The 11,936-nt window shown below is 64.2% G+C and carries 10 protein-coding genes; all 10 read right to left on the minus strand.

Annotated features, from left to right (window positions below; translation table 11 throughout):
• Positions 1–118: 118 nt before the first annotated feature.
• Positions 119–991, minus strand: a complete 873-nt coding sequence (locus tag VKV57_01215; protein HLW58523.1) for an ABC transporter permease — start codon at positions 989–991, stop codon at positions 119–121.
• Complete coding sequence (locus VKV57_01220; protein HLW58524.1) at positions 960–1,964, minus strand: ABC transporter permease; 1,005 nt, start codon at positions 1,962–1,964, stop codon at positions 960–962. Before VKV57_01220 ends, VKV57_01215 begins: the two co-directional genes overlap by 32 nt.
• A gap of 14 nt (positions 1,965–1,978) precedes the next feature.
• Entirely contained in the window at positions 1,979–3,607 is a 1,629-nt protein-coding gene (locus tag VKV57_01225) for an ABC transporter substrate-binding protein (protein ID HLW58525.1), read from the minus strand.
• 363 nt (positions 3,608–3,970) lie between these two features.
• Positions 3,971–5,644, minus strand: a complete 1,674-nt coding sequence (locus tag VKV57_01230; protein HLW58526.1) for a M28 family peptidase — start codon at positions 5,642–5,644, stop codon at positions 3,971–3,973.
• Positions 5,645–5,926: 282 nt separating this feature from the next.
• Positions 5,927–6,706 carry an enoyl-CoA hydratase/isomerase family protein gene (locus VKV57_01235; protein ID HLW58527.1) on the minus strand — a complete coding sequence of 260 codons (780 nt, stop codon included), beginning with the start codon at positions 6,704–6,706 and terminating at the stop codon, positions 5,927–5,929.
• Between the two features lie 143 nt (positions 6,707–6,849).
• Positions 6,850–7,671 (minus strand): glucose 1-dehydrogenase, encoded by an 822-nt coding sequence (locus VKV57_01240; GenBank protein HLW58528.1) that lies wholly within the window; start codon positions 7,669–7,671, stop codon positions 6,850–6,852.
• A gap of 326 nt (positions 7,672–7,997) precedes the next feature.
• Positions 7,998–8,339, minus strand: coding sequence for a hypothetical protein (locus VKV57_01245; protein ID HLW58529.1), 342 nt, complete (start codon positions 8,337–8,339; stop codon positions 7,998–8,000).
• Positions 8,340–8,867: 528 nt separating this feature from the next.
• Entirely contained in the window at positions 8,868–9,740 is an 873-nt protein-coding gene (gene purU, locus VKV57_01250) for a formyltetrahydrofolate deformylase (GenBank protein HLW58530.1), read from the minus strand.
• Positions 9,741–9,900: 160 nt separating this feature from the next.
• Positions 9,901–10,662 (minus strand): glucose 1-dehydrogenase, encoded by a 762-nt coding sequence (locus tag VKV57_01255; GenBank protein HLW58531.1) that lies wholly within the window; start codon positions 10,660–10,662, stop codon positions 9,901–9,903.
• A 36-nt stretch (positions 10,663–10,698) separates the two neighbouring features.
• Positions 10,699–11,790: a Glu/Leu/Phe/Val dehydrogenase dimerization domain-containing protein gene (locus VKV57_01260; GenBank protein ID HLW58532.1), complete on the minus strand. Its 1,092-nt coding sequence runs from the start codon at positions 11,788–11,790 to the stop codon at positions 10,699–10,701.
• Between the last annotated feature and the right edge of the window lie 146 nt (positions 11,791–11,936).

Here is an 11,936-nt window from a genome sequence, read left to right on the forward strand (position 1 = left end):
TCGTTGCGACTCAACCTGGCGCCCACGCGACTCGCTTCCATTCCCGGACCGGTGTGGATGAACCGAGGGGTCGGCGAGGTCTTGCCTCGGACCGCGTTGTGAACCGGCCCGTGGGGGATTAGCGCAGCGATCGAAGCCTCGGATCAAAGGCATCACGGACCGCGTCCCCCAGCAAGTTGAACCCCAATACCGCCAGGAAGATCGCCACCCCAGGAAACGTCGGATACCACCACGCGTCGACCATATAGCTGCGCGCCTGAGCGATAATCGCCCCCCATTCGGGTGTCGGCGGTTGAGCGCCCAGCCCGATAAAGCTCAAGCCTGCCGTTGCGAGAATCGCATACCCGACATCGATCGAGGCCTGAATCACGACGGTCGTCCCGACGTTTGGCAGGAGATGGCGGAGGAGGATGCGGCTGCCGCCCGTCCCGACGGAGACCGCTGCGAGGACGAATTCTTGCTGCCGCAGCGAAAGGAGCTGCCCGCGAACGAGGCGTGTGTACCACGGCCACCAGGAGAGCGCGATCGCGACCATCGCGTTGTACAAGCCCGGCCCGAGCGTCGCGGCAATCGCGATCGCCAGCACAAGCCGCGGGAACGCCAGGAAGACGTCGGTGGTGCGCATGATCGCTTCGTCCGCCCAGCCCCCCGCCGACCCGGCGATCAAGCCCAACCCGACGCCCAGGGTCATTGCGATCGCCAGCACCATCGCGCTGACGCTGAGCGAAATGCGCGCACCGGTCATTACGCGGCTCAGCAGATCCCGGCCCAGGTCGTCGGTCCCAAACCAATGGCGTGGCGACGGTGGAAGGAGCTTGTCGGCGACGGAGATGCGCAGAGGATCAAACGGCGCCGCCGCCGGGCCGAACAGCGCCAACAGAATGAGAAAGATGACGATGGCGGCCCCGATCCACGCCGCGGGAATCTGGGCAAGGAGCCGAACCGACCGCGCAAGATAACTAGTACCGTATGCGCGGGTCGATGAAGGCATAGAGCAGGTCCACCGCGAGATTGATGAGCACGAACGCCACCGTGAGGAGCAGCGAGGTGCCCATGATCGCCGAATAGTCCAGTGCGGTGATCGCGTTCACACTGTACAATCCCACTCCTGGCCAGTTAAAAATCAACTCCACCAGGAACACCCCGCCGAGGAGACCGCTCGCGTACAGGCCGAGCACGGTGACGATCGGGATCAGGGCATTCCGGAGGCCGTGCCGGAGGAATATACGCGTGGGGACAAGGCCCTTCGCCCACGCCGTTCGCATGTAATCCTGGGAGAGCACTTCGAGCATCGTTGAGCGCGTCATCCGAACCGTGGGAGCGAGCGACGCGAGGGCGAGGGTCAGACTAGGGAGCGCCAGGTGCGCCAGCGCGCTGCGCAACCCGGCGAGGTTTCCCGTGGCCAGGCTGTCGATCACGTACAATCCGGTCAGGTGGGACGGCGGGAGCGCCGTGATTCCCAGCCGACCGGACAGCGGGAACCACCCCAACCACCTCGACAATCCGAGCTGCAACAGGAGCCCGAAGAAGAAGATCGGAAAAGAGAGACCACTCAGGCTGAGGACCTGGGCGATCAAATCGATCGCGCTGCCACGCCGGATCGCCGCGATGATGCCAAGAGGGACCGCGAGCAAGATCGTCAGCACCATCGCAGATACCGCAAGCTCGATCGTCGCCGGGAAGTACTGCATCAAATCGCCCGACACCGAACTGTCGGTCTGCATGGACACACCCAGGTCCCCACGCGCCAGCTTCGCGAGATACACCAGGTACTGCTCGGGCAGGGGGCGATCCAAACCAAACGCGTGGCGCACGGCCGCAATCTGCTCGGGCCCAGCGTGCTCGCCGGCGATCAACTTGGCAGGGTCGGCCGGCACGAGATGGGTGAGGGAAAAGAGAAGGAGGCTCACCCCCACCAGGAGGGGCGGGAGCAGGGCGAGCCTCCTGAGAACGTATGCGCCCAATCGGCGGAACGCTCTTAACTCTTGTGGATCGCGTACAAGTCGAACGTATTCCCCAACAACGGATTGTAGACGTAACCCTGGACGTTGGACCGGACCGCCACCTGGTTGATCAGCGTGCCGATGAAGATTGCCGGCGCCTCTTGCACGATGATCTTCTGGGACTCCTTGAAGAGCTGGGTCCGTTTTTGTTGATCGGTCATCCCATTCGCTTGCGCCATCATCTGCTCGACCTTGTCGTTGGCGTAGAAGCTGAAGTTCCACCCGGCCGATCCCCACGCGTCCTTGCCGAACGTCGCCAGGATCATCGCCGAGGGGTCCGCGTAGTCCGGATAATTGCGGACGGGCAGGAGGTCGGGCGCGGTCTCGGGCTTCGCGGCCTTGTCCAGCAGGACGGATGAGGTGAGCTCCTGGATGTTGACGCCGATGTTGAGAGTTTTGAGCTGTCCCTGGAGAATCTCTGCGGCCTTGCGAAACGTGGGGTCTCCGGCAAAGAGAAAACAGCTTAGGCTGAACCCACCGTTCGGGTGGCTCGACTCACTGAGCAGCTGCTTGGCTTTCTGCATATTGAAACTATATGGTTTGTCGGACGCTGACAGGTGCGCAGGATCATTGTTGGGCAACGGACCGTACAGCGGATCGAGGTGCCCGTTGAAGATCAGGTCTTTTGCGCTCGGGTAGTCGAAGGCGTAGGATAGGGCCTGCCGGATTTTCGGGTCTTTGAGCGGCTCACGCTGACAGTTCATCGCGATGTAGAAGATGCGCATCGTTGGGAACTCGAGAATCTTGATCCCAGGTTCTTTGACCACGGCCTGGATGACATCGGGCGCCACGACCGTGAGGACATCGGCGTCACCCCCCTCGAGCATCAGGCGCTGGGTGGATGCCTCGGGCACGATCTTGAAGATAATGCGCTTCAGGTGAGAACCCTGCCACCCGCCCCAGTACCCGGGGAACGCCGATAGCACAACCTGCCCGGCGCCCTTGTCATAGCTCTCCAACACGTAAGGCCCAGTGCCGACCTCGTGATCCTTGAGCCACCCCTGGCCAAGGTCGTCCCCCTGGGCGTGATCCGCGATCGCCTTTGGGCTGACCATCAGGGCCCCGGAGACCGCGGCCAACTTGGCGACAAACGCCGCGTCGGGGCCGGTGAGCGAAAACCTGACCGTCAACGGGTCGGGGGCGTCGACCTTCGCCACGGTCCCCTTGAAAGCATACGCCAGCCCGCGGTTAATCTTGATCAAGCGCTCGACGGCAATCTTCACGGCCTCCGACGTCAATGTCGTGCCGTCGTGAAACCGCACACCCGGGCGGAGTTTGAAAGTCCACTCCCGTGCATCCGGCGTGCCCTTCCAAGAGGTCGCAAGCCGTGGAATGATCTCGGGGGTACCGCCTTTCAGGGACACGAGGCCCTCGTAGAATCCGCGTGTAATCACCAGGGTATTGTCGTACACGATCTGAGGGTCGAACGTCTGCACCACCAGTCCCTGCGCAACGGCCAGCGTATCCGGTCCGACCGCAGCGGCAGCAGCCTTCCTGAGCTGGAACAACCCCCCGAGCCCAGCAGCGCCTGCCCCGAGCACGGCGGCGCCCAGTCCTGCCGTTTGGAGCAGGCTCCGGCGGGAAAGTCGATCACTCCCTGTCATCTTGTCCCTCCTCCGGGTCTGTGCCCCACCATGATGGGGCCGTCAGGTGCATGGCGCCGGAAATGCCGCGAATCGGGCGGACTGCTCGCGGGGGAGGCCATCCAGCCGATTGTGGGCGTGAACGACGTCGCCAAGAGACCGCCGCGATGTTCTTCCGCGGTCGACTCAAGCCGGCGGCCCCACCGGGAACGCGCCCAGGGAGGCTGATACGATGTTGCTGCAAATCTTCCACCGCAATTGGCCGAGACGTTTCGCTGACCGTTGCTTGGAGTCCTCCAACGGAATGGCAGACGTTCCGCGCCGCGCGCCCCCCGCCGTTCGAATGGAACGCGGGTCCAGTGGAGGGTAGTAGATTACGGCTTCTCAACTCACCCGCGCAAGGCAGCGCTCCACCGCAGCGCGGGCTTCGCGTAGCGCCGCGATCACGGCGTTCCGGCCCCGCACGAGGTCCACCAGCAGGAACCTGGCCGCATCACTCTCGCGTGGGAGCGAGGCCAATCTCCGGGCCGCGGCGAGCCGCGGGAGGAACTCGTTGTCGAGGGCCGGGTCATGTGAAAACCGACCGGCGGAGGTGTACGTCGCGGGAATCAACGTGCGGCAGAGTGCCAGAAGACAGGCGTTGATCTCTCGGGCGCGGACCCCGGCGGCGCTCGCCGAGACCTGTTGGAGCCGTCCGCAGGCATCTTCCAAGCCGACGGCGGCGGCGGTGGCGGCTGAGAGATCAAACGCGCTCCCCGCCTCGCGTGCGAGGCCTTCGAGGCTCGCCCGAAGGTCCGCGGCACCGGCCAACGCGTTCAACGGCAGCAGTTCGCCGCTCAGCCACCGATCCACCACCAGGGCAAAGATTTTGGCGTCCCGCACGAGGCGCACCGGGTCGATCTTGTCAACCGTGTCGTGGGGAGTGTGCCACCACCACCCCAAACTCCCGTCCGTTTGATGGGAAAGCGAACCGAGGATGGACGGGATGCCCACGCCGAGGAACGACTGGTCGGAGTCCCGTCCGACGCGTTTGCCGTTGAGTTCGGCTTGTGCGACCTGCCGGACAGCCCACGCACCCAGCTCCAGAGTCTCGGGCATGGAGTTTGTGACGAACCGGTCGGCGGCGATCCCGCCGACGGAGTCGATATTCACATGGGCTACGCAGTGCTCAGCGAGGTCGAACCAGTGATGGTCCACGTACCACGCGGACGAGGAGTACCGCCCGTGCGAGTGCCCGGACCAGAATGCCAGCCGCAGGCCGCGGCGAAAATCTGCGCGGCGGGACGCGAGCACCCGGGCAACCTCCAACATTGTGGCGTTGGCGCTGCCGTTGTCCATCGCCCCCAGGTGCCACCCGTCCAAGTGCCCGGAAAAGAGGACGAACTGCTCAGGATCGGCCTCGGAGTGCCCGGGGCGAAGGTCGGCAATCACGATCGGGGTATTGGTCCACTTGGTCTCCACGGCCGCTGTCATGTGCACGTCCACCCGGGCTTTGGCGCACAACTCCCGCAGCATCTCTCCGTCGGCACGATGGACCGAAAGCAGAGGGATGCGGGGAAGCGCCTGGATCGTGCTGGCCGCCGGATTCCCCCAGATCGGCGAGACGCACATCTCGTGGGCGTGCCTGCCGCTGATGAAGATCAGACCCCGCACCCCCGCTCGGGTTCCTTCAACCGCCTGTTCGGGAGTCGCCATGTCGTCCACCAGGGCCACCTTCCCCTTGGCCCCCGCACGGGCGTACTCGTCGGGGGTGCCCTTGCCGACGTACACCAGCTCCCCGATGACACCGGAAGGATCCGTCTTCACTCCCATCGAGTGCGTGATGCAGAAGATTTCCCGGCTCTCCGGGGCAGTCATCCGCAGCGTCGCGGGGCCGGGGAGGCTGATGTAGGCGTCGTGAACGAGAATCTGGGTGGTATATCCAAACTCCCGGAGCTGGCCTTCCACATACGCCGCGGCCGCCCGTTCCTCGGCGGTGCCGGACAAGCGCGTCCACTTTGCGATGGTTCGATGGTATTCGACGAGGTGCGATGGAGAGATGAGCTTCAGGTCGATCACAGACGTCCCTCCTCCAACCAACCCTGACATGGGGCGGATCCCTATGCGTCGTCGGGAGCGGGAGGTCCTGGATTCGATATCAAAGATGCTGCATCCCACGTCCGCTTCGGCGACCGCTCAAAGATCTTCCGCTCCGCGAACCGATCAGCGGCCGATAGCGAATGCGGTCCCCGGAACTGCCGGCCGAGACCTGCAATGAACCCGCACCCTCCGCGCCCTGCCGGTCATTGCCGAAAATACTTGCGAGGGTGAGTCCCCCCTGCGCGGACACCCCGATTGCACTTATTCGCCCCGGAACTGAGGCGCTCGCCTATCTCGGAAAGCTTGGATCCCCTCGCGGGCATCGTGGGAGGAGAGGATGCGCCGGGCCCAGTGCTCTTCCAGTTCCGCGGCCTGATCCACCCCTTCGCGATACTGACACCGTACCCCCTCCTTGATCGCTTGCAGCGCGAGGGGAGCGCCACTCGCCAGTCGCTCGGCGACCCGCCGAGCCTCGCCATCGACTTGATCATCGGGGACCACCAGGCTCACCAGGCCGAGCTCCGCGGCCCGCTCAGCGTTGATATCGTCACCCAACAACAGCACATCCAACGCCCGATTGCGCCCAATATAATGGACGAGGCGCACCATACCCAGGCTCCAGGTCGGGATAATCCCCAGATAGGCGTCCCCCGCTCGGAACTTTGCGCTCGTCCCGGCAAGGCGAATATCGCACGCCCAGGCCAGCCCCGTCCCGCCGCCGATGCACCAGCCTCGAATGGCGGCTACGATCGGCTTGGGGAATGTCTCGATCTCTTCCACCAGACGGCGACCGGCGTCGCGAAGGCCGCGGCCCCCTTCATCGCGGGGTCGCGACTCCTCGTTCAAATCCGCCCCGGCGCAAAACGCGCGAGGTCCCGATCCCGTCAGGATCACTGACCGCGTCTCCGCTCGGCTCCGCACCAGGTCGAAGGCGGCGTGAAGTTCCCCTAACATCTCCGCCGTTAACAGGTTGAGGGGGGGCCGGCTGAGCGCAATCTGAGAAACCCGCCCACTGTGGGAGAGCACGAGCGTTGTGAACATACCGTCCTCCCTTGTCATTGTGTCGTCCGCTCAAGATCGTGGGCACCACTCGGTTTGGCGCGCATGGACGGCGGGACCCGATTCGCCATGGCCGTGAACACACGGTCACCAACACGCCTTTGACGGAAGCGTCGCAGCAAAGCCTACCGGTCAGCGGCGTGATTCACCCGCATCAGGTACCGGTACGGATCGCTGGTCATCACCGCGCCGCCCGAAACGAGGAGCACCGTTCCCGACACCCAGGCCGCTTCATCGGATGCAAGGTAGACAGCGGCGGCGGCAACGTCGGCGGGCTGACCGACTCGGCGCAGCGGGTAGAATGCCGCACGATCGCGCCGATCCGCGTCCTTGGCGAGCCACGCCGCGGTAAGCGGTGTCTCGACGACCGCGGGCGCAATCGCGTTCACGCGGATCCGGTGCTGCCCGAGTTCAACGGCCATCGTCTGCGTAATGTTGTTGAGCGCCGCCTTGCAGGCGCCGTAGATGCCCTCGCCGCCCGGAGCAGCGTAGAGGCTGTCAATCGAGGAGAGAAAGAGAATGACCCCCCCTGAGGCCTGCCGCCGCATCACCCGTGCCGCAGCCTGGGCCCCAAACACCTGCGCCGTGAGGTTCAACCGAAGCATCTGCTCCCACCCCGTCTCGGTCACCTCAAGCCATTCGCTCGTGCTTCCTGGGGCCTCGGTAAAGCCCCCGGCGTTGTTGACCCAAACATCGATCTTTCCAAGGCGGGCAACCGCGGTCTCGGCCGCGGCGCCCAGCTGGTCTAAAACGGTAACATCCGTAATCTGGATTACCGCCCGCCGCCCCCGCGCTTCGATCAGGCGCCCCACCTCCTCGAGGCCATCGCGGCTCCGGGCGGACAGGACAAGATCGGCGCCCTGCTCGGCGAAGGCCAACGCGATCGCGCGGCCGATTCCCCGGCTCGCCCCCGTCACCACACAGGCCTTGCCCGTCAGCGAAAACATCTCTCCACCCTCCTCGACGTGGTCCGCCGTCCTTCTGGACGCGGCCGGCGTTCCCCTCGCTCCGGGTTGAGGTCAACGAAGCCAGACACGGCGACCCCCATGGATTGCGGGATGCCGGCATGGCGTCCTCCCCTTGGTTGTGGCGCCGGGACCGGACCGGCCCAGTCAACCGGCCGGCTCCAACAAGACCCGGCCGATCCCAGAACCCAGCGATTGGGCAGAGGTATCCGAGCGCAGACGCCCAGGTCAAAGCGAGAGCAAACAAGTGGTTTCCGTTCTTCTACCAGTCGATCTCGGGGCCCTCGGAGGGTGAAGCTATCGGTCGTCTAGCTGAATGAACGCGCCTCGTCCCCCCGGAGGCGTGCCGCTCGGTGCACGCGCACGGCTGCTCCATAGCCGACGATGAGCGGGTGTGGATGTTCGGCGGCCGAATTGGCTTGCGGCAAGAACAACGTGGCGAGAAAGAACGGATGGCTCGGGAGCTCCACGATCCGTGCCTCCCCCTCCCCCCCCACCCCGCTGACAATCATCCCGCCCGCCTCAAGCTGCCGCCGGTACTCTGGGTTCACGCCGTAGTTGCAGTAATAGGCTTCTATTGACTCCTCCGCCCCGTAGAGAGCGGCGGCGCGAGAATTCGGGAGGATGGTAACCCGCTGCTTCTGCCCCACGAGCGAACATGCCAGCGGCGTAACGACCAGGCACTTGCCCTCGGGGTCGGTCTCTGCGTGATCCGCATCCTCGAGCCCGAGGACGTTGCGCGCGAACTCAACGATCGCGTGCTGAAAACCCCCTCAGGTTCCGACCAGCGGTACGCCACGCTCGCGTGCATATCGAATCGCCCGGAGCGCCCCAACCATGCTGCGGTAGGGGCTGGCCGGAGCGATCCAGAGTCCGTCAAAGCCAGCCAAGCGTGCTGAAGGATCCCGTCCCACATCGTCGGTGCCGATCCACGCAAAGTCAAGGTCGGCGTGGGTTAGGGCGGCGTTTGTGAATTGATGCGTTTCGTTGCTCGGGCTGTAGTCACCAATGACGCAGATTTCCGGACGGACCACAATCGCCACACCAGGAGTATATCATAAGCGGATGGGTCGGCTCTTCCCCCCTCGCAGCCTACGCCAAGAGACCCGGTGGATGGATGACGGACGCGGGCGCATCGAGGATGATTCAGTGTGGGGGCGGAGAGTCACCCGCTGCGCTCAATCGAACACGACGGTCTTGTTCCCGTAGCAGAGGACTCGGCGCTCCAGCCACAGCCGGACGGCCCGCGCCAGCACGAGTCGTTCCAGGTCTCGCCCCTTGCGCTGGAGATCTTCGACCGTGTCGCGGTGGGTCACACGGACAACGTCCTGCTCGATGATCGGTCCCTCGTCGAGCGCCTCCGTCACGAAGTGGCTCGTGGCTCCGACAAGTTTGACCCCGTGCTCGACGGCCTGATGGTACGGCCGCGCCCCCGGGAACGCGGGAAGAAAACTGTGATGGATGTTGATGATTCGAAGCGGGTACGCCTGAACGACGCGCGCGCTGAGAATCTGCATGTATCGTGCCAGGACGACCAGATCGACACGCTCCGCGGCGAGCATTGTGAGAAGCTTGCCTTCCTGCTCCTCCCGCAACCCAGGGGTGACCGGCAGGCAAACAAACGGCACGCTAAAGAGCTCCGTCAGTGGCCGCACGGTTTCGTGGTTGCTTGCCACCACGACGATATGACCGCGGAGCTCCCCGGCCCGCGCGCGGAGCAGGAGGTCGATCAGGCAGTGCTCCAGTTTGGACACGAGAACAGCAAGGCGCGGCAGCGGCTCATGGCCAAACAGCTCAAAGTCCATATTGAGATCCGTCATTAGCGGCCCGAGTTGGTCGCGAAGGGCGGTAAAGGCAAGGTCCATCTCATCCATTGCAAATTCGATGCGCTGGAAGAACATACCAGCAAGGGGATCGATATGCTGGTCGGCGTGCAAGATGTTGGCCCCGTGGCCATAGAGAAACCCGGTGATCGTGGCCACCAATCCCTTACGGTCTGCGCCGCGCGCCAGCAGCACCGCAGTTCGCCGGGGGGCAGAGCGGGTTACCATGAGTCCTCTCCATCTCGTACCCGGGGGCGAAGGGACGGCCACCCCCACAGTTTCAGGATCGAGCCCGGTCGGCAGCACGCGCCCGTGCGCGAACGGCTCCGCACCACTGGGCGCCTAACCCGACCGGGCCTCGGGCCTGCGCTCGCCGGTGAGGCCGATCCTACCACCCGCCGTACGCAACCCAGCCGCCGTCTACCGTCACACATGACCCCGTGATGTAGCTGGCGTCGTCGGACCCGAGGAATGCAGCAACTCTAGCAACCTCTTCGGCGGTCCCGAAGCGTCCCGCCGGGGTTCGCCGCTCGATATCGGCGTTCGTGTAGTCCCCGGACCCCTGGTCGCGTTCATCCATCGGCGTCTTGATGTACGCTGGATCGATGCTCACCACTCGAATCCCATGACGTGCCCACTCTGCAGCAAGCACCTTAGTCAGTCCGATCAGGCCGTGTTTGCTGGCGCAGTAAGCTGCACGCTTCGGCAGGCCTACCTCTCCCAGAATCGAGGAGATGTTGAGGATGACGCCGCTTCGTTGGGGGATCATCACCCGCGCGGCAGCCTGGGCACAGAAAAACGCCCCGGTCAAGTTTGTGTCAATCGTGAGCCGCCAACCTTCCTCCGGCAGCGCCTCGGACGGACCGATCATCGACGTGCCGGCATTATTGACGAGGACGTCCAAGCGATTCCACCGCTGCTGAGCCGTCGCCATCATGCGGTCCGCGAACGATTGGTCGCGTACGTCGCCCGCGATAGCGACTGCATCGTGTCCTTCTTCCCGGAGAGCGCGGGCGACCCGTTCTCCCCGATCTTGGGAGCGAGAGTTGACGACGATGCGTGCGCCCTCGCGGGCGAACGCCCAAGCGATTGCTTCGCCGATCCCCATGCTTGACCCGGTAATAACCGCGACACGGTCGCGCAGCCGCATTCCTCTCCTCCTCATCCGCACTGACTTCCCGGTGGGCTACATGCGCACCTCGCCGCGAGCCGCCAACAACTTCGCCTTCCGCACCGCCTCAATGCGCCGTTCGGCCAACAGATCGGCCGCCCGGTACGTGGGAATCCGCTCTTGCCGGGAGACGCGGATGAGGGAGGACATCGTCTCATAGATCCTCGACACGTTTGTCATGGCGCGCTCCCGGTTGAACCCACCGGGGTTGAGCCGATCGGTGTCGAAAATCGTACCCCCCGCGTTCACGATGTAGTCGGGGGCGTACAGAATGCCTTTGGTCTCAACTTCCTGGCCGTCGCGTTCTTCTCGCAGTTGGTTATTGGCCGATCCGCAGATGATCTTGACCTTGAGCTGCGCGAGCGTCTGCGTGTTGATCACTCCGCCCAACGCACACGGGCAGAAGATGTCGGCTTCCCGGCCGATGATCTCATCTGGGTGGACGGAGGAAACCGAAAACTCGGCCGTGACCGCTTCTACCTTCTCCCGGTCGATATCGGTGACAACCACCCGCGCGCCTTCCTTGACCAGGAGGGGCACCACCTCCGACCCGACCGCGCCCAATCCCTGGATGGTTACGGTACGTCCCTCGAGGGAATCGCTCTCGTAGACGGCCTTGGCACACGCTTTCATCCCCTGCACGACCCCAAAGGCTGTGGCCCCTCCGATGGGGCCCGCACCCCCCCAGGAAGCGGGGAGGGTCACGACGTAGGGGGTTTCCATCCGCATGTACTCCATTTCACGAAGGGTGGTCCCGACATCCTCACCCGTGATGTAGATCCCACCGAGCCGATTGATGAAACGCCCCAACGAGCGAAATAACATCTCGCTCTTCTCTCGCCGTGGGTCTCCGATGACGACGCACTTTCCCCCCCCCAGATTCACTCCCGCCGCCGCGTATTTGTAAGTCATCCCGCGCGCCAAGCGGAGGGCGTCCTCAATGGCCTCCATTTCCGATGGAAACGTCCACATGCGCGTTCCACCGGTGGCCGGGCCGAGGGTCGTGTCGTGGATGGCGATGACGGCCCGCAAACCGACGGCCTTGTCCTGACAGATGAATACGTTCTCGTAATCGTATCGCTCCATGTATGCCAGGATGGAGTCCATTCAACCCCTCCCAACCCCGGGGGACGCACCATTCCCCGCCAGAGGCACAGATCACCGGCGGCGCAGAGGGTCGTCCCCGACTGCAGGAAATCTTCGTCAATGATTCCGGGTCCAAAAAGCCCAATCCTCTCCGTCCGCCGGCGGGC

It is taken from the genome of bacterium (assembly GCA_035307765.1).
GTDB lineage: Bacteria > Sysuimicrobiota > Sysuimicrobiia > Sysuimicrobiales > Segetimicrobiaceae > Segetimicrobium.